The 20,738-nt window shown below is 63.0% G+C and carries 16 protein-coding genes and 1 pseudogene; 14 read left to right on the top strand and 3 right to left on the bottom strand.

The window, feature by feature from the left end; translation table 11 throughout:
- Positions 1–6: 6 nt before the first annotated feature.
- On the bottom strand, positions 7–1,467 hold the full coding sequence (locus V7066_RS19735) for an efflux transporter outer membrane subunit (protein ID WP_334184686.1): 1,461 nt from the start codon (positions 1,465–1,467) through the stop codon (positions 7–9).
- A gap of 127 nt (positions 1,468–1,594) precedes the next feature.
- Here V7066_RS19735 and V7066_RS19730 point away from each other — a divergent pair, with 127 nt between their 5' ends.
- The 6 genes and pseudogenes from V7066_RS19730 to V7066_RS19705 all read left to right on the top strand — a co-directional run.
- Complete coding sequence (locus V7066_RS19730) at positions 1,595–2,194, top strand: TetR/AcrR family transcriptional regulator (protein ID WP_334184685.1); 600 nt, start codon at positions 1,595–1,597, stop codon at positions 2,192–2,194.
- 224 nt (positions 2,195–2,418) lie between these two features.
- Entirely contained in the window at positions 2,419–2,925 is a 507-nt protein-coding gene (locus tag V7066_RS19725) for an RNA polymerase sigma factor (protein ID WP_334184684.1), read from the top strand.
- Entirely contained in the window at positions 2,897–3,871 is a 975-nt protein-coding gene (locus tag V7066_RS19720; RefSeq protein ID WP_334184683.1) for a FecR family protein, read from the top strand. The genes V7066_RS19725 and V7066_RS19720 overlap by 29 nt, the downstream gene beginning before the upstream one ends.
- 76 nt (positions 3,872–3,947) lie before the next feature.
- On the top strand, positions 3,948–6,500 hold the full coding sequence (locus V7066_RS19715) for a TonB-dependent receptor (RefSeq protein ID WP_334184682.1): 2,553 nt from the start codon (positions 3,948–3,950) through the stop codon (positions 6,498–6,500).
- A 28-nt stretch (positions 6,501–6,528) separates the two neighbouring features.
- Positions 6,529–8,160 (top strand): alkaline phosphatase D family protein, encoded by a 1,632-nt coding sequence (locus V7066_RS19710; protein WP_334184681.1) that lies wholly within the window; start codon positions 6,529–6,531, stop codon positions 8,158–8,160.
- A gap of 243 nt (positions 8,161–8,403) precedes the next feature.
- Positions 8,404–8,995: pseudogene (locus tag V7066_RS19705) on the top strand (IS5 family transposase); the annotation flags it as partial.
- A 161-nt stretch (positions 8,996–9,156) separates the two neighbouring features.
- Here the strand turns inward: V7066_RS19705 and V7066_RS19700 are convergent.
- The gene (locus tag V7066_RS19700) at positions 9,157–9,852 is read right to left on the bottom strand and encodes a glutathione S-transferase family protein (protein WP_334184680.1); all 696 of its coding nucleotides are present in this window, start codon (positions 9,850–9,852) and stop codon (positions 9,157–9,159) included.
- 22 nt (positions 9,853–9,874) lie between these two features.
- Here V7066_RS19700 and V7066_RS19695 point away from each other — a divergent pair, with 22 nt between their 5' ends.
- Together V7066_RS19695 and V7066_RS19690 are read left to right on the top strand one after the other, a co-directional pair.
- Positions 9,875–10,579: a helix-turn-helix transcriptional regulator gene (locus V7066_RS19695; RefSeq protein WP_334184679.1), complete on the top strand. Its 705-nt coding sequence runs from the start codon at positions 9,875–9,877 to the stop codon at positions 10,577–10,579.
- A gap of 325 nt (positions 10,580–10,904) precedes the next feature.
- The gene (locus V7066_RS19690) at positions 10,905–12,347 is read left to right on the top strand and encodes an NAD(P)/FAD-dependent oxidoreductase (RefSeq protein ID WP_334184678.1); all 1,443 of its coding nucleotides are present in this window, start codon (positions 10,905–10,907) and stop codon (positions 12,345–12,347) included.
- Positions 12,348–12,415: 68 nt separating this feature from the next.
- Here the strand turns inward: V7066_RS19690 and V7066_RS19685 are convergent, their stop codons facing one another.
- Positions 12,416–13,096 (bottom strand): GntR family transcriptional regulator, encoded by a 681-nt coding sequence (locus tag V7066_RS19685; RefSeq protein ID WP_334184677.1) that lies wholly within the window; start codon positions 13,094–13,096, stop codon positions 12,416–12,418.
- Positions 13,097–13,241: 145 nt separating this feature from the next.
- Between V7066_RS19685 and V7066_RS19680 the strand changes: the two genes are divergently transcribed.
- The 6 genes from V7066_RS19680 (at position 13,242) to V7066_RS19655 (ending at position 20,647) form a co-directional block, all read left to right on the top strand.
- Positions 13,242–14,198 (top strand): DMT family transporter, encoded by a 957-nt coding sequence (locus tag V7066_RS19680; RefSeq protein ID WP_334184676.1) that lies wholly within the window; start codon positions 13,242–13,244, stop codon positions 14,196–14,198.
- A 30-nt stretch (positions 14,199–14,228) separates the two neighbouring features.
- A complete protein-coding gene (locus V7066_RS19675; protein WP_334184675.1) occupies positions 14,229–15,110 on the top strand; it encodes an EamA family transporter in 882 nt (293 codons plus the stop codon).
- Between the two features lie 229 nt (positions 15,111–15,339).
- The gene (locus V7066_RS19670; protein WP_334184674.1) at positions 15,340–16,809 is read left to right on the top strand and encodes an NAD(P)/FAD-dependent oxidoreductase; all 1,470 of its coding nucleotides are present in this window, start codon (positions 15,340–15,342) and stop codon (positions 16,807–16,809) included.
- Between the two features lie 62 nt (positions 16,810–16,871).
- Positions 16,872–18,212 carry an MFS transporter gene (locus V7066_RS19665; RefSeq protein ID WP_334184673.1) on the top strand — a complete coding sequence of 447 codons (1,341 nt, stop codon included), beginning with the start codon at positions 16,872–16,874 and terminating at the stop codon, positions 18,210–18,212.
- Between the two features lie 37 nt (positions 18,213–18,249).
- A complete protein-coding gene (locus V7066_RS19660) occupies positions 18,250–19,161 on the top strand; it encodes a dihydrodipicolinate synthase family protein (protein ID WP_334184672.1) in 912 nt (303 codons plus the stop codon).
- Positions 19,154–20,647, top strand: a complete 1,494-nt coding sequence (locus tag V7066_RS19655; RefSeq protein ID WP_334184671.1) for an aldehyde dehydrogenase — start codon at positions 19,154–19,156, stop codon at positions 20,645–20,647. The genes V7066_RS19660 and V7066_RS19655 overlap by 8 nt, the downstream gene beginning before the upstream one ends.
- Positions 20,648–20,738 lie beyond the last annotated feature (91 nt).

The following is a 20,738-nucleotide window of genomic DNA, read 5'->3' as shown; positions in this document are numbered from 1 at the left end:
GCGGTCTTATCCTTCGGAACGGAAACCGCCGCCGAGCGCGCGGACGAGAGCGACGTCGAGGGCAAAGGCACGGGTTTGCAGGGAGGCGACGGTGCGGCGCGCCGAAATCAGCGAGTCTTCGGCGGTCAGCACGTCGAGATACGTGGCAAGACCGCCGCGATAGCGGTTTCTGGCAACGATCCAGGCGTCTTCGGCGGCCTGTTCGGCCCCTTGCGCGGCGGCAAGGCGGGTATCCAGCGCGCGCTGGCTGGCGGCGGCGTCGGCGACATCGCGCAGGGCCTGCGTCAACGTGCCGTCGTACTGGGCGACAGCTTCTTCATAGTCTGCCTCGGCGCCGTGCAACTGGCCGCGCAGTTTGTCGCCCTCGAAGATCGGCAGGGTAAGCGCAGGGCCGACACTGCCGAAATCGGAGCCGATCTTGAAAAGACTGCCGATGCCCATGGCCTGCAAGCCGATCGATGCGGAGAGATTGACGTCGGGATAGAACGCGGCACGGGCCTGCTTGATGCGGGCGGCGGCGGCTTCGGTGCGCAGCCTTGCGGCGATCACGTCGGGGCGACGGCCGATCAGGCTGGCGGGAAGATTGGCGGGCAGACCGAAGGCGGCGTTGGCCATATCCGCCGGGCGGGCGATATCGAGCCCTCGATCCGGTCCTTGCCCGAGCAGCGCGGCGATGCGGTTGCGGTCGAGCGCGATGGTCTCGTCCAGTGCCGCCAGTTCGCCCTCGGCGCTCGCGGTTGCGGAGCGGGCGCGGGCGACGGCCCCTTCGTTCTCAAGCTGGGCGGTCCGGCGACCTTCCATCAGTTCGAGCGCCTGGCGGCGCACCTTGAGCGCGCCTTGCGCTGCGTCGCGCTGGGCATAATGGTCGGCCAGGTCGGCATAGGCAGCGGCAATGCCTGCCGAGACGGCAAGGCGGGCCGAGGCCGCTTCGGCGCTTACGGCCGCCGCATCGCCGCGCGCGGCGGCAAGCGCGGCGCGGTTGCGGCCGAAGAAGTCGAGATCCCAGTTCAGGTTCAGGCCGCCCTGTCCGTAGTCCGGCCAGCCGCGCGGAGCGAAGCCGGTGGGGAACAGGTAGTTGTCGCTCTGCTGGGTGAGCCCGCCTTGCGCGCTGGCATCGAGCGACGGCAGCGTGGCGGCGCGACTGGTGCCGACCATGGCCCGCGCCTTGGCGAAGCGGGCTTCGGCCACGCGCAAGTCGGTCGCCCCGGCAAGACCCTCGGCGATCAGCGTGTCGAGCTGGGGATCGCCGAAACCCTTCCACCAGTTGTCTGAGGGCCAATCGCCGGCCGGAGCGGCGAGGCTCTTGTCGGCAGCGAAAGTCTGGGGTGCGGAGATCGGCTTGAGGTCGGCTTTGGGGGGCAAGGCGGCGCAGCCTGCCAGCAGCAGATTGGCGCCGAGCAACAGGGCAATCCCTGCCGCCGGGACGCTCCGCAGACTGCGCAAGTGCCGTGAAATCTCTGGGTTCACGAACGACTCCATTTCGATTCGGAGGATCGGTTTATAACCGTACAGTTCGGTCATTTATGGATTCGCGCTTGCTCCGTCAAACGAAAAGCGTACAGTCCGGTACAGGAATGAAAGACGACCCATGCGTGTGAAGCCAGACAGCCGCCGACAGGCGATCCTCGATACGGCGATCGAACTGTTTCGCGAGGTGGGCTACGAGCGGGCGAGCATGGCGGCCATCGCCGCGCGCGTCGGCGGGTCGAAGGGCACGCTCTACAACTACTTCAAGAACAAGGACGATCTCTTCGCCGCCGCCATGATCGGGGCGATGGAAGAGCAGGGCATGGAGATCATGGAGCGGCTCAAGGCCTCGGTCGACGATGTCCGGACCGTGTTGCTTCGCTTTGGAGTTGAGTACCTTACGTTCATCACCTCTGCCGACAATCTTGCCATCGTGCGCACGGCGGTTGCGGAAGGAAGCAATGCCCGTCTCGGAGCCCAACTCTATGAGCTGGGCCCGCAGCGCGGCACGCAAGAGATTACGGCGTTTATCGCGCCACTACAGGCGCAAGGGAAGCTGCGGCCTGCCCCGCCGCAGATCGCCGCCGCCCACCTTCGCGGATTGTTGGAAGCGGGAATTTTCGAACCTAGGTTGTTCGGTGCCGCATCTGACTATGCAATCGAGGATGCCGTTGAAGCTGCTGTGGATGCATTTCTGCGAGCGTATGGCTGTACTAGCTCGGCTTAGGCATCGAAGCGTTTGCTGTCCTGACCGGAATGCAAGTGGACACACGGACTGTACGGAAGTGTTTCGCTTCGCGGCTGGTAAGCACGTAGATTCAAGACCAACTGTCATCGCGTTTACGCATTTTCAAATCACATGCGCCGCCTGGAGAAGGCTGCTGCATGACCGTTTGTCCCCCACATATCGTTCGATGGGTCTCGTTACATGTGGTCCCACAGGAACAGAAAGTGCGCGGCGCGCTGCGCCGACATGGGGTCAGCGAGAGCGACATCGACGATCTGATTCAGGACGCTTACTGCCGGCTCGCCACGTTGAAGTCGGTCGATCATATCGATCGGCCCGGCGCCTACTTCATGCAGATCGTGAAGAACGCGTGGCGCGACTCCCTTCGGCGTGCACGGGTGGTCCGTCTTGAGGCGTTTACGGAAAATGCCGAGCGGATCGTCGAAGATGAAGCGATCGGTCTCGAAGCGACAGTCATGGCCCGGAACCAGCTCGAACTGGTCGAGACCTTGCTGGCAACTTTGCCTGAGCGGTGCCGAACCATCTTTACCTTGAAGCGGATGGAGGGAATATCGCAGCGCGAAATTGCGAACCGCCTCGGAGTATCCGAACACGTGGTTGAAAATGATGTCCAAAGGGCTCTTCGCGCGCTTCAGGGTGCGCTGAGAGACGGCGGTGAAGACGACCAGGAAGAGCAGAAGATTGGCGAGCAGCAGCGGAAAATCGGTTAAGGAGCTTGAAGCCGAGGCGGCGGCCTGGGCTGCAAGGCTCGATGCCGCGCCTGATGAGGGGCTGGCTGGATTGGATGACTGGTTGGCCGGTGATCCGAGGGCTGCAGGAGCATTGCTTCGGGCGCAGGCGATCCTCGCTGCCTTTAGTCCGGCAATCGAATTGCCTGTTGTTCAGGATGAGGAGCCCCAAGCCGGTCTGAGGAATACGTCCTGGAAACGATGGGCGGTCGGCGGAACTGGCCTTGCATGCGTAGCCTCCCTCGCGATGATTTTCCTGCGGTCGGTGCCGACCGAGACTTACGAAACCGGAATAGGCGAAGTCAGGTCCATTGCGCTGCGTGACGGTTCGTCGGTCGCTATCGATGCGAACAGCCGAATTGACGTCGATTTCGATGCAAGCACTCGCGATATTCATCTACGGGCGGGGAAAGTTCTGTTCCGTGCGACACACAATGCGCAGCGGCCGTTTCGGGTGCTGCTCGATGGCGTCGTCGTGACCGATATCGGGACCGCATTTCAGGTGACGCGGGACGACAAGGCAAAAACCGTCGAGGTTCTCGTTACCGAGGGGGCTGTCCGGGTGGATTCAGCAACACGCACGGTTCATATGACAGCCGGTCAGCGAGGCCGCTTTTCCTGGATGGGGGGCGATGGTCGCGGTCCAGAACTGGACCATGTCACCCCGGCCGATATCGACCGGACGCTTGCCTGGCGGGACGGCCAGCTGGAACTCGATGGGGAGACGCTCGAAAGCGCCGTTGCGGAAGTCAATCGGCACAGCCAAGTCCAGATCAAGCTCGCAAGTCCCGCGATCGGGCGCGAGAAACTCTATGGCTCATTCCGCATGGACGACGCATCGGGGTTTGCCCGCAGCGTCGCTGCCGGACTTGGCACCGAAGTTCGGAACGGTCCCGATGGCATCCTCATAGGTGCCGCGAAAAAATAATCGGCGGCAAATACGGAAATCCCCTCACCGCCCGTCGTGAAGGCGAAACGGTTATTTCGATATCCAGGGGGTTTCCATGCATTCCATATTCCGCGGGCTGGCCGTCGTGTCGGCGGCATCCGTTGTCGCGCTCAGTATGCCGGCGGCTGCCCGAACGAGCACTTTCAAAGTACCGGCGCAGGATGTCACAAGCGCAGTGCGTTTGCTGGCGCGGCAGGCCAGAATCCAGATCGTCGTTACCGGCCGCGTCGCTGAAGGCCGGCGAACACGAGCCGTCTCGGGCACGATGCCGGTGGAACAGGCCCTGAAGGAGATGCTCACGGGTAGCGGTCTCGTTGCCCGCGCGACCGGAGAGGGCACATACGTGCTCGTCGCCGAGCAGGTGTCGGTAGCAGATACGCCAGCGGCCCCTGCCTCCGACACCAGCACGATCCTCGTCACCACCCAGAAGATTGCACAGCGCGCCGTGGATGTGCCGATGACGCTTTCGGTGAACAGTGGCGCACGCATGCGGATGCTGGGCATTGCCGACATGGGTGAACTTTCGGCCTATGTGCCGGGGCTCAACGTACAGATCCAGAGCGCCAACAATCCGGGCTTCGTAATCCGTGGCATCACTTCCAGCAGCGGTTCGGCGCAGGAGGGACCCCGCGTGACGCTGTACTACAACGGCGTCGACATATCGCGTTCGCGCGGGGCTTATCAGGGCCTGTACGATATGGACCATGTCGAGGTGGTGAAGGGACCGCAGGCGACCTTGTTCGGCACCGCGTCCACCATTGGTGCGATCAGCTTGCTCTCGGCCAGGCCGCAGCCGGGATACTCAGCAGAACTGACCACCGGCTACGGCAATTACGACGCCTCGAACGTCCAGGGTCATGTCAATGCGGGTAACGACGTGATTGCTGCGCGCGTCGCCGGGCAATGGATCAGGCGCGACGGGTATGTCGCCAATCTCGCGCCGGGGCAGGACGATCTCTATGGGCAGAACCAGCTCGGCCTGCGCGGCTCGCTGCGCTATACGCCCAGCAGCGATCTGACCGCCGATTTTGTGCTGACTTACGACCGCCAGCGCAATACCGGCACGGCATTCCTGAGCAAGTCTCTCGGCTCGTCCTCGGTCGATGGAATTTACGGTGCGGCGTATGTCGGCGGGTCGCCCTATTCGGCAGAGGATCTCGGTCTCGACAAGCTGGGGCTGCACCGCCACGTGTGGGATGCCAACTTCTCGTTGAACTGGGATCTGGGAAGCAATTGGAACTTCACCACGGTCAACGGCTACCGCCATTTCAACGCCTTGGAAGTTCTCGACGCCGATGGGTCGGCGGCCTGGTATCTGGAGTTTGCCGAGCATGCCAAGGGCTTCGAGGCCAGCCACGAGGGACGCTTTTCCTACAAGGGCAGGGACCTGCGCGCCTCGTTCGGATGGAATTACTTCATCGACCAGGGGCGCGAAAAGGCATCGTTCTCGACTGAGGAGGGCGCATTCTATGCTTGCAGCGTTCGGGGTGCCTCGGCTTGCGTTGCAACCGACAACACGCCGCTTGCCTCAAGCTATACTTCGGCCCTGACGCGGGGAGCCTATAGCGAACTGCGATATCCCGGCTTTTATGAGACCAAGGGACGCAACCAGAGTTTCTCAATCTTCGGCGATGCAACCTGGAGCGCCGCACCCAAACTGGAACTGACGGCCGGACTGCGCGTGCTCCATGAAAAACGCCGCTCGGGATATCTCGCCGATATTCCCAACTCGATGCTCTATTATCTGCTATACAAAACGGCGAAGCCACTGATTCCCGGCTACTACGATACCGATGGCGAGACCTATCAGGCGCAACGCGCGTATTGGGCAGCGTTGCCACGCCTCAACGCGCTCTACCATCTCAATGAAAACGTGAATCTCTATGCGACCGTCTCTGTAGGACGGCGCTCTCCGGTCGTTGCACTTGCCGCGGGAACCAACGGTATGTCGACCGTTCCCGATCTTTCGATCGTCAATGCCGAGAAGGTCTGGAACTACGAAGTGGGGATCAAGGGGCGCGCAGGCGTACTTTCGGGGTCGCTCGGCGTCTACTACGATGACTACAGCAATTTTCAGGTAAACGTGTTCGATCCCGAGAGCGGGGTGAGCCGTACGCACAGTGCGGGATCAGCTCGGAATCTGGGCGTCGAAGGCGAACTGGAAGCGCAAGTCACATCCTGGCTCAAGGCCTTCGGCAACTTTGGCTTTATTTCCGGTGGGATCGACGACAAGGCGGACAACGGCGTCTTTGCTGGCAATCGCTTCCGCTTGCAGCCCAAGTGGCAGTCGGCAGTCGGCTTGCTGATAGACGCACCGCTCAGCCGGGAGGTCCGTCTTTTCGTCACGCCGACGCTGACCTACCGCTCCAAAGTCTACTTCAATTTGCCCAATAGCGAGGCGCTCAGCCAGAGCCCGGTCACACTCGCGAACCTGCGCGGCGGGCTTCGCCTCGCAGGTGGCCGGTTCGAGCTGGCCGGTTGGGCCAAGAACCTGACCGACAGGCGCTATGTGCTGGATGCCGGCAATATCGGCAGTTCGTTCGGATATCCGACTTACGTTCCGGCAGAGCCCCGCACCTATGGCCTCGAAATCACCGCACGTTACTGATTTTCCTTAAAAGACTGGATCCACGACGATGACGATCGCTCTCGACCGCCGCCTGCTGCTGCAGGTCGGCACCTTCGGCCTTGCCGCGCTGGCGTTGCCCGGTGTTGCACAGGCCATGACCGCCAGCGGTTTCACCCACGGCGTTGCCAGCGGCGAACCGTCGGGATCGTCGGTCCTGCTGTGGACGCGCTATGTCGGCTCAGGCGAGACGCGATTGCACTGCGAGGTAGCGCGGGATGAGGCGTTCACCCGGGTAGTCGGCGGCGGTGCTGTCATTGCCTCGCCTCAGCATGACAACTGCGCCAAGGTTATGGTCGGCGGCCTCGCACCCGATGCCTGGTATTATTATCGCTTCGTCGCGCCGGACGGCAGCAGGAGCGAAGTAGGCCGCACGCGCACCCTGCCGACCGGTGACGTATCACGCTTTGGTATCGGCCTGTTTTCCTGCGCGAACATGCCGTGGGGCTGGTTCAATGCCTACGGTCATGCCGCCGGGCGCGATGACATCGATCTGATGGTTCATGTGGGCGACTACTTCTACGAATACCGGGTTGGGGAGTATCCCGAACATCCGCTGGCCCAGCGTTCTCCGGAGCCGCTGAACGAAGCCGTGACTCTGGCCGATTACCGTCTTCGCTATGCCAGCTATCGTCTCGACCCGGACCTTCGCAGGCTGCACGCCCGCTTCCCGATGATCGCCCAGTGGGACGATCATGAATTCGCCAACGACAGCTGGCAGGGTGGGGCGGCCAATCATCAGAGCGAAACGGAAGGCCTCTGGAGCGTGCGCAAGGTCGCGGCCGAACGCGCCTATCGGGAATGGATGCCGGTTTCGGACGCCGTCTACGACAGCTTCCAGATCGGCTCACTCGCCACCATCTTCCGGCCGGAGACGCGGATCACGGCGCGCATGCAGCAACTCGACCTGGCGCAGGTGATCCGGGACCACGGGGGCGTTTCTGGCGATTTGGCCAAGGCGTTGGTGGAGTTCCGTGACGGTCCGTGGTCAGACCCGGCGCGCACGCTGATGGGCGCAAGGCAGGAGGACTGGCTCTACAAGGGCTTTGTGGATTCGGTGAAGCGCGGCACGCGCTGGCAGGTGCTTGCGCAGCAGGTCGTCATGGGAAGCGTGAAGGCGCCCACCGAACTTGCGAAGCTCGGCGCGGTGGCAGGCGATCCGATGATTGCCAAGCGTCTGGCAGTAATCGCTGCCGCCACCCAGGCGGGTCTGCCATACAATCTCGATTCCTGGGATGGCTACCCGGCGGCACGCGAACGCCTGTTGCGGGCAGCGCGTGAGGCGGACGCGAACCTCGTCGTGCTTTCGGGCGACAGCCACAATGCCTGGGGGCAGAACCTCTCGATCGACGGACGCGCCGTCGGGGTGGAGTTCGCCGGCCATTCGGTAACTTCGCCTGGTTTCGAGACGTATCTGAGCGGTGTGGCTCCCGACAATCTGTCAGCGATGCTGCGCGCAACGAATCCCGGACTCGTGTTCAACGACACCAGTCGCCGCGGCTACGTGTCGCTCGATCTCACGCCAGAGGCCGTCACCGGTCGTTTCCACTTCATGCCTACGATCGCGGCACGGACGCTGGCCGGCGTGGATACGAAATCACTGTTGGTGAAGCGCAACACGCGAGCATTCGGCGCTGCATGACTTGCGATTTCCAGGTAGGGTGCGGGCGCTCGCTTTGTGCCCTACCGGAAGCCGATATTGAATTTGCCTCAGTCGACAGCCGCCTGCCGGTAGTGGAGATCGACCTCGAAAACCATTCTGCACTTCGGTGTGGCGTTCCGCCATCCTCCAAATGATCTGGAGTGTAGCATCGCAAGCTGTCATATAAATTGCGACATTGATGAACTTTCGACCGCTTTGCGATACACACGATAATCCCCTTGACGCCTTGGCTATTGGTGGTTCCGCACGCTTCGTGCGCCGCCTACTGTTCCGCACGATCCACGACGTCATACAATTCGACCGTGAACGCGAAGGGCGTGAGCAGAGCCCGACGGCCGCCGTCGTGGATAGCCAGTCCATCAAAGCGCCAGCAGCGGAAAGGCGGAAGGTTGATGCGGGCAAGAAAGTTGTCGGCCGTAAACGGCACATTGCCGTAGACACCGACGGCCGATTGCTCATGGTCAATCTCACCACTACCGACATCTCAGACAGCGCCGGCGCTCAAGCGATCGTCGCGGCCGTTCGCAAGCGATGGCCTTGGCGGAAGTATTTGTTCGCCGACGGCGCCTAGGACCGCACCCGCCTTATGGACGCCGCAACCTATCAGGACTTCGTCCTCGAGATTATCCGCCGCTCTGACAAGGAGACAGGCTTCAAGGTACTGCCGAGGCGCTGGGTAGTGGAGCGCACCTTCGGCTGGATGACGCGCTGGAAACGGCTGGTTCGCGATTACGAGCAGCGGATCGACGTCTCGGAGGCTATGATCCATGTCGCACTCGGCAACCTCATGCTCCGAAGGATTGTCCATCCATGAGCATTCTCAAACGGACTCTAAAGTTCATGATCCGGGGCTTCCTATCTGTGGAATATCGAGCTGATTAAGATACTTAGTGCAATAGTCAGGTTTCTCAAAAGCGGCCATGAAGCGGCGGGCGATCTGGCATCGGAACTATGGCCCGATCGCCCGCCAGATGCTCAGGTTACCGCCTGTAAGCCAGACTTTTCGTCCAGCGCTACGCCGCGAATGGCAGCCGGGCGGCTGCGGCATCGCTCGACATAGGCATCCAAAACTTCGTCCGCCGGGAAAGCATGGCGACCAAATGCAAGTGCGCTTCCGATCAGCACGTCAGCGCTCGTGAAAACGTCGCCCATCACATAGAGTCCTTGTGCGAGGGCGCTCCGCAGCCGCTCGACCACGGCGCCGTGGTCGCGCTGCTTCTGGGGCGAATCCGCGAGCGCACCGGACAGTCCCGCGAACAGCGCTTGCTCCAGTTCGGTAGCATACCAAGCGATCCACGTAAGATATTCGCCCCGCCGCCGGTCGCCGAGTGCAGGCGCCAGTCCCGCAGCCGGAAATGCATCGGCCAGATAAAGGGCGATCGCGACGGATTCCGTGATCAGCGCGTCGTCATGAAGGATGGCGGGCACCCTCTTGTCGGGATGCGGATTTGCAGGATCGGGCAACCCCTCCGCGGTCATCGGCCGGAAGATGGAAACTGGCTGGATCTCATAGGGAACGTTCAGTTCCTCCAGCAGCCAAACGATACGGGATGAACGCGATTGCGGCGCGTGGAACAGGGTAATTATGGGACATCTCCTTGGATGGGCACGGACTCCGGCGATCGGTATCGTGCGGCGATTTCCCTTGTAGGAGATGCCTACTGACAGCATCCTGTCAGTAGGAGGCAAGGCCATGCGTCGAGCAGACAGATTGTTTCAGATTATCCAGATATTGCGGCGGTCCTCCCGGCCTGTCACGGCGGCCGATATTGCCAGTGAACTCGAAGTGTCGCCGCGCACCGTTTATCGCGACGTTGCGGACCTGATCGCCCAACGCGTGCCCGTGCAGGGTGAGGTCGGCTTCGGCTACATCCTGGACGATAGTTTCGACATGCCACCCCTGATGCTGACGCCGGACGAAATCGAGGCGGCGGTGTTAGGCGCACAATGGGTCGCGGGGCGCGGCGATCCGGCACTGGCGAATGCAGCTCGCGATCTGATCGCCAAGATCACCCGCGTCGTACCCGAACGGCTGCGCCCGATCATTATCAACCCCGCTATCGGAACGCGACCCGCCAAAGCGCCGCCGCCGGATCGTATCGATCTGGCGCGTACTCGCGAATGGATACGGGACGGCCGCAAGCTCAAAATCGACTATCTCGACCAGCATGGAGTACCCACTGTCCGGGTGATCTGGCCTATTATCATCGGCTTCCTGGACGACACGCGAATGCTGGCCGCATGGTGCGAACTACGGCAGGATTTCCGCCACTTTCGCGCTGACCGCATTGCTGCGGCCCAATTTCTGGATGACCGGTATGAAGCTCGGCCAACTGCGCTTCGCCAGCGCTGGAAACGCGACATGGAAAGAAGGCGCAGTGCCAGGGAAGGTGTTTGAGCTGTCGGACGAGCGCCACTCAACTCCGTTCGAGTTAGTCGTTCGTATCGATAACGGTGAACGTGGGGGCTACCGAAAGCGGTCGATGGCAGGCGCTGCGACGGGAAGCTCTGAATCCACAAAGCAGCCAGCCTCCAGGCTTCGATGCAAACCTTGACTCATTGTCTATCAATGGTAGACAATGAGAATTCATGTTCATTCGAGCAGGTTCTCGCGGTCGAATGGCCGCGCGCGGCCTGCAGGGGCGTGCGCATTGCGCCGATGCCATCCTGAAAAGAGTGGCCTCTGAAAACGCTGCAGAGAAATTGGTAGGATTCGGTTAGAGATGGAATTTTCACGAAGGAAAGTGCTGATCGGCACTGGCGCAGTCGCTGGTGCGGGCGTCATCGGCACCGCAGGTGCATCCGCGATATTGTCGGACGGCTTGCCCAAGTATCCTGACTCCGTTCTTCCCATCGACGCCCTGCCTTCCGACGACCCGACACCGGGCTGGTTTCACACGAGCCGCAAGCGCGAGCCGAAGGCGCCCCTGATCGGCGATGCGCACGCTCGCTGGGCCGTTATCGGGGGCGGGTTCACCGGACTCGCCGCAGCCCGCCAGCTGGCGCTGAACTTCCCGAACGACACGGTGCTGCTCATCGAGGGGCAACAGGTCGGGTTCGGCACGTCGGGGCGCAACGCCGGTTTCCTCATCGACGTTCCACACGACATCAGTGCACCCGACTATATCGGCGACCAGAAAATTGCCCGCCATGTTCTCAATCTCAACCAGACGGGTCAGAAGATCCTTTTCGATCTGGTCGAGAAGTACAAGATCGAAGACGCGCAGCTACGCCATGTCGGCAAGTATCAGGCTGCGGTCGAGGACGAGGGCCTTCACGTTCTCGATGCCTATCGTGGCGGCCTGGAGAAACTCGGCCAGCACTGCGAAATCATCGAGGGCAAGGATCTGCCCAGCCACATCGGCACGTCCTTCTACAAGAAGGCGCTGCACACGCCGGGAACGATGCTGGTGCAGCCCTCGGCGCTCGTGAAGGGGCTGGCGGACAATCTTCCCGAGAACGTCATCCTTTATGAAGACACGCCGATCACCGCGATCGAGTATGAGCCCAAGGTCGTCCTCCACCACGCTTCCGGCAAAATCACGGCCGACAAGCTGGTGCTGGCGAACAACCATTTCGGAACGCATTTCGGGTTCATGCCGGGCCGCATCCTGCCGATGTTCACTTACGGCAGCCTCACCCGGCCGCTGACGGCCGAGGAACAGGCCAGGATCGGCGGCAAGGATTTCTGGGGCGTCATCCCGGCCGATCCGTTCGGAACGACCTGCCGCCGTACCCACGACAACCGCCTGTTCATCCGCAACAGCTTCACGTTCAATGCCGACGGTCGTTACAAGCCCGGCGCCACGGAGCGTTTCCGCAAGGCGCACCGCCTGTCGTTCGAGCGCCGGTTCCCCTCGCTGACCGACGTCGGTTTCGAATACACCTGGGGCGGCGGCCTGGGCATGACCCGCAACGGCAACAGCTTCTTCGGCCAGCTGCGCAAGAACGTCTACGGTTCGCTGGGCTGCAACGGCCTGGGCACCGTGCGCGGGACGGCCATGGGTACGCTTCTTGCCGATTGGCTGGCCGGCAAGCGCCATGAACTGACCGATTTCCTCCTGTCGGTAGACAAGCCGAACATCAACCCGCCGGAGCCGTTCCTGAGCATGGGCGTGAACTTCACGCTCCGCCGCGGCATGGCCAATGCCGGGCTTGAGGCCTGAGGCCCCATCGGAGGTCCGTTGTCCGCAAGGCGATTTCGCTGCTCCTTTCCGGGGCAGCGAAATGCTGCCTAAACAGTGACTTCCAGCCCTTCCGGCGCGGCGAAGTCCGCCATGCGGCGGCGGGAGATTTCCCAATGGGCGCGGATGAGTTCTCCGGCGCGCACGGGGTCCCGGCGCTCGATGGCGTCGATGATCTCGTCATGCTGTTCAACGGCTTCGGCAAGATTGTCCTGCGTCTCCGTTGAGGTCGGATGGTAGAAGGTCATGCCGAGGCGCGCATGGTCGATGAGCAGGCGGCGCAGGCTCGGCATCAGGTAGGGGTTGTGCGCCATCTTGCCGATTTCGAGATGGAACTGGTCGTTGTTGTAGACGCGTGTCGCCACGTCGTCGGCAGCGATCGCGGCGCGGAAATCTTCCTGAATCTTCCGGAGCCGGGCGATTTCGGCAGGCGTCGCATTCGTGGCAGCGAGCTGGGTCGTCGCCACATAGATCAGCGGCGCGGCCAGGAAGAACGTTCGCAGCGACTGGAGGTCCATCGACGTCACGCGGGCAGGGCGGTTCGGTTCGAGTTCGAGATAGCCTTCAGCCGCCAGTTGTCGCATCAATTCGCGGACAGGAGGACGGGATAGCCCGAACTCCTCGGCGATCTGCTGTTCGTCGACGACGGCCCCGGGGGCCAGCTCCATGCTCACGATCCTGCGGCGCAGCGTTTCGCCGAGGGTGACTTTGCGATCTACGGTTCCACTCACAGCCGAATCCTAACGGTTTTCGAACCGCAATTCAACGCGGTTGCGGCAATTCGTAGTTTTAACGCATTTCTATTGTATACATACGATAGACATTTAGGCTTTTTGCGGTTAGGAGCCGGCAACTCCCCACGCGCAGGATTCGCGAATGTCCGGTAAGAATACAGTGACGGGCGTATTATGCGGCGTAATCGCCGGCGCCTTGTGGGGCCTCGTTTTCGTCACCCCGAGCATCGCTTCCGCTTTCGGTCCGATGCAACTCGCGGCCGGGCGCTACGTGGCTTACGGTCTGTTCGCATTGCCGATGGTCTGGCCGCACTGGCGGCGCTACCTCGACGTGCTGGGAAAGCGCGAGTGGATTGCGCTGTTCTATCTGAGCATTCTCGGCAACATCCTTTACTATGTGTTGCTGGCCGCAGCCGTGCAGCTTGGCGGCGTTGCCATGACGTCGCTGGTGATCGGTTTCCTTCCCGTGGCCGTCACCATCATCGGCAGCCGCGACAAGGGCGCCGTACCGTTGACGCGGCTGCTCCCCTCGCTGTTTCTCAGCGCGGCGGGCATCCTGTGCATCGGCTGGGAATCGCTGGGCAAGGCCAGTGCGGGTGCTTTCGCGGCGCAGGCGCTCGGGCTGCTCTGTGCTTTCGGCGCGCTGGCATCCTGGACGACTTTCGCCGTTTCCAACAGCCGCTGGCTGGGGCGTCTCGAACATGTTTCGGGTCATGACTGGAGCCTGCTGCTTGGCATCGTCACCGGTGCCCAGGCGCTCGTGCTGATCCCGCCGGCGTTGCTTTTCGAGACAACGAGCCAGAGCGGCACGCAGTGGCTGCTGTTCGGCGGCGTGGCGGCGGCGGTCGCGCTGTTTTCCTCGATCATCGGCAATGGGCTGTGGAACCGGATGTCGCGCCTCCTGCCGCTGACGATGGTGGGACAGATGATCCTGTTCGAAACGCTCTTTGCGCTGCTCTACGGTTTCCTCTGGGACCAGCGGCTGCCGTCGGTGCTTGAGGGCGCGGCGATCCTGTTCGTGCTGGCCTCGGTGCTGACCTGCCTGGCGGCCCACCGTCCCAGGGAAGCCGATCGCGCGCTCGCAGCCGCACACGACTGATCGAAACCCGGCTTTCGCGAGACCAGTTCCGTGACGACGCTTGCCCGTTCTGCATCCCTGTCCTGGCGTGGGCCGATGGTTGGACCGGGCATGGTTCTCGCGTCGATGGTCGCGCAGAATGTCGGCGCGACGCTTGCCAAGCAGATGTTCCCGGTTGTCGGCGCTTTCGGCGTTACGGGCTTGCGCGTCTTTCTCGCAGCCATGATCCTCTTGGCAATGCGAACGCCCTGGCGCAGACCGCTCTCGCGGGAGATCTTGCCGAACGTGCTTCTCTATGGTTGCATGTTGGGGCTGATGAACCTGCTGATCTATCAGGCCTTTGCACGCCTGCCGATCGGGATCGCGATCGGCATCGAGGTCTTGGGGCCTTTGTCCATCGTCCTGGCCGGTTCGCGCCGGGCGCTGGATCTCCTGTGGTTCACGGCGGCGGCGACGGGCCTGCTCCTTTTGCTGCCGCTGCGGGTCGACAATGGCCTCGATCCTGTCGGGCTGGCGTTCGCTGCCGGGGCGGCGACTTGCTGGGCGCTCTATATCGTCTTCGGCAAGCGGGTTGCCGCCACGCTCGGCGCCGATGCCGTAGCCTGGGGCATGGTCGCCGCCGCCTCCATCAACCTGCCCCTGGCAGTGACTTTCGCGGGCGCTTCGCTTCTGCAACCCTGGATCCTGCTGTCCGGCCTGGGGATCGCTCTTCTGACCAGCGTCCTGCCCTGCATGCTGGAGATGGAGGCGATGCGCCGCTTGCCGTCGCATGTCTTCGGCATTCTGCTCAGTGGGGCGCCGGCGATTGCCGCGCTTGCGGGATTTGTCGTGCTCGGAGAGACCTTGAGCGCCGTGCAATGGCTGGCGATCGTGGCGATCGTCTCGGCTTCCTGCGGCAGTGCCGTCTGCGCGGCACGCATTCGCCAGGCCTGACATTCCGTCCATTCCGTCTGCAGTCGCCGGTCGCTGAGCCGATCGACGCTGACGCGCGTCTGCGCTCGCCCTTCAAGCCTGCGTGCTCTTCCAGGAAAATACAGGAAAATCAGCAAGAAATGCTGCCGAAAGGTGCGGCAAAGCTTTTTTGTAGACGATCATCATTTGAAAAGACTATGATGTGTATACAAAGAATATACATAGACCGAGTCGGAGAGGACATATGGTCGTGCAAACCCTAGATGCATTTGCTGAAGCTGGTTCTGCCGCTGGACCGTCGTCGCATGACGTCCCGCGCGCCGTACCGCATCTGGAACTGATCGAGCCTTCGGGGCGCACCGAGGTCGGGTCCGAACCCGCCCAAAATCATGGCTTCGCCGCGACCAGAGTGACTTCGCTTCCGGCCGACGATGCAACCTGCGGCTGGTATCACCTCAGCCGCCCCCGCACGCCGCGCCCGGCTCACGTCGGGGAGGTGCGCGCGCCTTGGGTCGTGGTCGGCGCCGGCTATGTCGGCCTTGCCGCCGCCCGGCAACTGGCGATGAACTTCCCGAGTGACGAGATCATCCTGGTCGAGGCGCAGGAAGTCGGCTTCGGCACTGCGGGACGCAACGCCGGCTTCGCGATCGACCTGCCGCACGACATCGGCGCGGCGGATTACATCGGCGATCTCGGCACGGCCAATCTGGTGCTCAAGCTGAACAAGCTGGGTCAAACCTATCTCAAGGACATCGTCGATCTCTACAGCATCGACTGCCACATGCGCGCTTCGGGCAAGTATCAGGCGGCGGTGGAGGACCGGGGTATCGCTGTCCTTGACGCCTATCGCGGCGGGTTGGAGCGGCTGGGCCAGCCCTACGAAGTGATCGAGGGCAAGGACTTGCCCGATCATATCGGTACCGATTTCTATAAAAAGGCGCTGTTCACTCCGGGCACGATGCTGGTCCAGCCTTCGGCGCTGGTAAAGGGTCTGGCCGACACGATGCCCGCAAACGTCACGCTCTATGAGAACACGCCGATCACCGGCGTCAGCTACAGTCCGCAGATAGTCCTGACCCATGCAAACGGGCGCATCGTGGCCGACAAGCTGATCCTGGCGAACAACGGCTTCGGCATGGCCTTCGGGTTCCTGAAGAACCGCATGCTTCCGGTGTTCACGTACGGCAGCCTTACGCGTCCGCTGACCGACGACGAGCAGGCGCGCCTGGGCGGTCACGACTTCTGGGGTCTCATCCCCGCCGATCCAGCCGGGACGACCCTGCGCCGCACCCACGACAATCGTATCCTGGTGCGCAACAGCTTCAGCTATCACCCGAGCGGCGTCAGCAACCAGCGCGAGCGCGACATTGCCGGAAAGCGCCATCGGCGCTCGTTCGAGCGGCGCTTCCCCATGCTGTCCGGCGTGCCCTTCGAATATACCTGGGGCGGCGCGATCGTCATGTCGCGCAACCACGAATCCCAGTTCGGCGAGCTTGCTCCCAACGTCTACGGCGCGCTGTGCTGCAACGGCCTCGGCATTACCCGCGGCACCGCGACCGGGGTGCTGCTGGCCGACTGGCTGGCGGGACGCCGCGGCGAAGTCATCGACTTCCTGCTGGCCTCGCCGGGACCCAACCGCAACCCGCCGCATCCCTTCCTGGACATCGGCGTGAACATGAATCTGGCCTGGGCCCAGCACAAGGCCGGCCTCGAAAGCTGATCCCCCCATCACAGAGCAGAATGCCGATTTGGGGGCGATAACCAGAACACCCGGAGAGAAGCATGAACAGGACCACGCAAACACTTGAGGATGTTCCTCTGAACAGATTCCACCAGATGCTGACGGTACGTTCGAGCGGCGGTTCCTTCGTGGACGGCTATGTGCTCAGCGTGGTCGGCGTCGCCATGGTGCAGGCTTCGGCCGCGCTGGGGATGACGACGTTCTGGGAAGGCATGGTGGCGGCCTCGGCGCTGATCGGCATCTTTGCCGGGGGCATGGTCGGCGGCTGGCTGACCGATCTGTTCGGCCGCAAGCGCATCTTCTTCGTCGGGCCGTGCCTGTTCGTCCTGTTCTCGCTCGCGCAACTCTGGGTGGATACGCCCTTCGCGCTGTTCGCCTGCCGCTTCTTCCTCGGCGTCGCCGTGGGGATCGAGTATCCGGTGGCGACGGCGCTGCTGGTCGAGTTCCTGCCCAAGGCCAATCGCGGACCGAGGCTGGCGACTTTGACGATCATGTGGTTCGCGGGCGCCGCCACCGCCTATATCCTCGGCAATGCGATCCTGACGTATGGCGGCGAACAAGGCTGGCGCCTCGCTTTCGCAAGCACGGCGCTGTTCGGTGCCGCGCTGTTCCTCGTCCGTCTGGGCACCCCGGAATCGCCGCGCTGGCTGCTCAGCAAGAACCGCCGCGCGGAAGCCGATCAGGTCATCCGTCAGGTCTACGGGAGCGGCTATTCCACCGCCAATCTGACCGAAGAGCCAGCACGCGAGAAAGTTTCGCTCTGGGGCCTTCTGAAGGCAGGCTACGGCAAGCGACTGGCTTTCGTCAGCCTGTTCTGGACCTGCTCGGTCATCCCGGTCTTCGCGGTCTATGCTTTCGCGCCCAAGGTGCTGATGGCGCTCAACCTGCACGACAAGTGGGCCGCTTTCGGTTCCATCGCGATCACCCTGCTGTTCGTGGTCGGCTGCATCGGCGCGACTATCCTCATCAATGCGATCGGTCGCCGCCCGATGGTGATCCACAGCTTCCTGTGGTCGGGCCTCGCGCTGCTGCTGCTCGGAATGTTCGCCAACGGCGCCCCGGCCCTGATCCTCATCCTGTTCGGCGGATACGCACTGCTGATCGGCGGCGCACAGGTGCTCCAGCTGGTCTATCCCAACGAGCTGTTCCCCACCGAGATCCGCGCCAAGGCCGTCGGTTTCGGCACTTCGTTCTCCCGCATCGGCGCGGCCGTGGGCACTTACCTCGTCCCGATCTCGCTCGACCGGCTGGGCATTGCCGACACCATGTACATTGCCGCCGCCGTGACCTTCGTCGGCCTTGCAGTCTCCTGGTTCCTCGCGCCGGAAACCCGCTCCCTGAACCTCGCGGATGCTGCAGCACTCCGCCCCCGTCACGCCTGATCCCCCGATATTCTCCCATTAAGAAAGGACCTCTGCCATGAACTTCGACGGTATCTTCACCCCGGCCATCACGCCGCTTGCAGCCGATGGCTCGATCGACTTCACCGCTTTCGACGCCGTGCTCGAGCACCTGATCGCGGCTGGCGTCCACGGCATCGTCATCGGCGGCTCGACCGGCGAATACTACGCCCAGACCGCCGAGGAACGCCTCGCGCTGGCCGAGCGTGCCCACGCGGTCATCGGCGGCCGCCTGCCGCTGGTCGTCGGCACCGGTGCGACCCGCACCGAGGACGCCGTCGCCTATGCCGTTCATGCCAAGGCGATCGGCGCCGACGCCATTCTCGTCACCACGCCGCCCTATGCCCTGCCGACCGAGCAGGAAATTGCGCATCACGTCCTGGCGATCGACAAGGCCGCAGATCTGCCGATCATGCTCTACAACTATCCCGCGCGCATGGGCGTGAGCATGGGCGATGAGTTCTTTGGCGCCATCAAGGGCACGAAGAACATCATGGCGATCAAGGAAAGCTCGGGCGACACCCTGCGTCTCCACCGCATCGCCAGCGATTACCCGGAAATCCAGCTGTCCTGCGGCTGGGACGACCAGGCGCTGGAATTCTTCGCCTGGGGCGCGCGCAGCTGGGTCTGTGCCGGTTCGAACTTCGTGCCCGGCGAGCACGTCGCGCTCTACGAAGCCTGCGTCCTGGAAAAGGACTTCGCCAAGGGCCGCGCGATCATGTCCGCCATGCTGCCGCTGATGGACTTCCTGGAAAACGGCACGTTCGTCCAGTCGATCAAGGCCGGCAGCGAGATCATCGGCCTCCAGACCGGCGGCGTTCGCGCACCGCTCCTGCCGCTCGACGAGAACGAGAAGGATGCGCTCACCGCGGTGATCGCCGAGCTGAAGAGCAAGGTCGCCGCCGCCAAGGGAAGCACCGTCGATGCCTGATCTACTCACCCGCGCCGAATACGCCGCCCTTGCCGAAGGACTTACCCTGCCGACGCAGGCCTTCATCGACGGCACGTTCTGTCCGGCCCTGTCCGGGCGGACCTTCGAGACGACCAACCCCGCCACCGGCGCGTCGCTTACGCATATCGCCGCCTGTGACGGTAGCGACGTGGACGTGGCGGTCGCCGCGGCCCGCGCCGCTTTCGAGGACGGCCGCTGGCGCCTGCTCTCGCCCGGCGAGCGCAAGCACACGCTGCTGCGCTTCGCGGATCTGCTGGAACAGAACGCCCGCGAACTCTCGGTCATGGAATGCATCGACAGCGGCAAGCCGGTCGCCGAGTGCGAGACGGTCGATATTCTGGAGAGCATCCACACGATCCGCTGGCATGCCGAGCTGATCGACAAGGTCTACGACAGCACCGCCCCGGTCGGTTCGGACGCCTTGACCCTGGTGGTGCGCGAGCCGATCGGCGTGGTCGGACTGGTGCTGCCGTGGAACTTCCCGCTGCTGATGCTGGCCTGGAAGATCGGCCCCTCGCTGGCGGCAGGCTGCTCGATCGTGGTCAAGCCTGCGGCAGAAACCACGCTGACGGCGCTGCGCGTGGCCGAACTGGCGCATGAAGCCGGCATTCCGGCTGGCGTGTTCAATGTGGTTCCGGGCAGCGGCCGCGAGGTCGGCGAGCCGATCGGCCGCCACATGGACGTGGACATGGTGAGCTTCACCGGCTCCACCGCCACCGGCCGCCGCTTCCTGGCCTATGCGGGCGAGTCCAACCTCAAGCGCATCGTGCTGGAGTGCGGCGGCAAGAACCCCGCCGTGGTCATGAACGATGCCGAGGACCTCGACGCGGTGGCGCAGCATGTCGTCAACGGCGCGTTCTGGAACATGGGCGAGAACTGCTCGGCTTCCTCGCGCCTGATCGTCCACGCGGACGTGAAGTATGCCCTGCTGGAACGCATTGCCCACCACTTGCAGGACTGGAAGCTGGGCGATCCGCTCGATCCGGAGAACCGTCTGGGGTCGATGGTCAGCCGCGCGCACTTCGACAAGGTGCGTTCCTTCTTGGAGCACGCCGCATCCGAACAGATGAACGTCATCACCGGCGGCGGCACCCAGAACGACATCTTCGTCGAAGCGACGATCGTTGACGATGTCACGCCGGACAACCTCCTGTTCCGGGAGGAAATCTTCGGCCCGGTCCTGGCGGTCACCACCTTCGAGACGATCGAGGAGGCCATCGCGCTCGCCAACGACTCGATTTACGGCCTGGCGGCGTCGGCTTATACTGGCAGTCTGAAGAGCGCCGTGCGTCTCGCCCGCGAAATCCGCGCCGGCGTCGTGACCGTGAACTGCTTCGGCGAAGGTGACGTGACGACCCCGTTCGGCGGTTACAAGCAGTCCGGCTTCGGCGGACGCGACAAGTCCCAATGGGCGCACGACCAGTACACCGAGATCAAGACCATCTGGATCGACGTGTCGAACTGACGGCGCCTGCCTCACCGCCCGCCGACCGAGCCTGACCTCTCGGCAGGATCGGCAGGCGGTGAGGTCTTCTTCTCGAATTGGCCCACGGCCC

It is taken from the genome of Novosphingobium sp., from assembly GCF_036820275.1.
Taxonomy (GTDB): domain Bacteria; phylum Pseudomonadota; class Alphaproteobacteria; order Sphingomonadales; family Sphingomonadaceae; genus Novosphingobium.
Note: the sequence above shows the minus strand (reverse complement) of the source record. Positions and strands in the feature narration are given on the sequence as shown.

Bases quoted from the DNA above. Each gene is read 5' to 3' on its own strand.
- V7066_RS19715 (WP_334184682.1), top strand. From the start codon at position 3,948: ATGCATTCCATATTCCGCGGGCTGGCCGTCGTGTCGGCGGCATCCGTT.
- V7066_RS19710 (WP_334184681.1), top strand. From the start codon at position 6,529: ATGACGATCGCTCTCGACCGCCGCCTGCTGCTGCAGGTCGGCACCTTC.
- V7066_RS19700 (WP_334184680.1), bottom strand. From the start codon at position 9,852: ATGCTGTCAGTAGGCATCTCCTACAAGGGAAATCGCCGCACGATACCG.
- V7066_RS19695 (WP_334184679.1), top strand. From the start codon at position 9,875: ATGCGTCGAGCAGACAGATTGTTTCAGATTATCCAGATATTGCGGCGG.
- V7066_RS19690 (WP_334184678.1), top strand. From the start codon at position 10,905: ATGGAATTTTCACGAAGGAAAGTGCTGATCGGCACTGGCGCAGTCGCT.
- V7066_RS19680 (WP_334184676.1), top strand. From the start codon at position 13,242: ATGTCCGGTAAGAATACAGTGACGGGCGTATTATGCGGCGTAATCGCC.
- V7066_RS19665 (WP_334184673.1), top strand. From the start codon at position 16,872: ATGAACAGGACCACGCAAACACTTGAGGATGTTCCTCTGAACAGATTC.
- V7066_RS19660 (WP_334184672.1), top strand. From the start codon at position 18,250: ATGAACTTCGACGGTATCTTCACCCCGGCCATCACGCCGCTTGCAGCC.
- V7066_RS19655 (WP_334184671.1), top strand. From the start codon at position 19,154: ATGCCTGATCTACTCACCCGCGCCGAATACGCCGCCCTTGCCGAAGGA.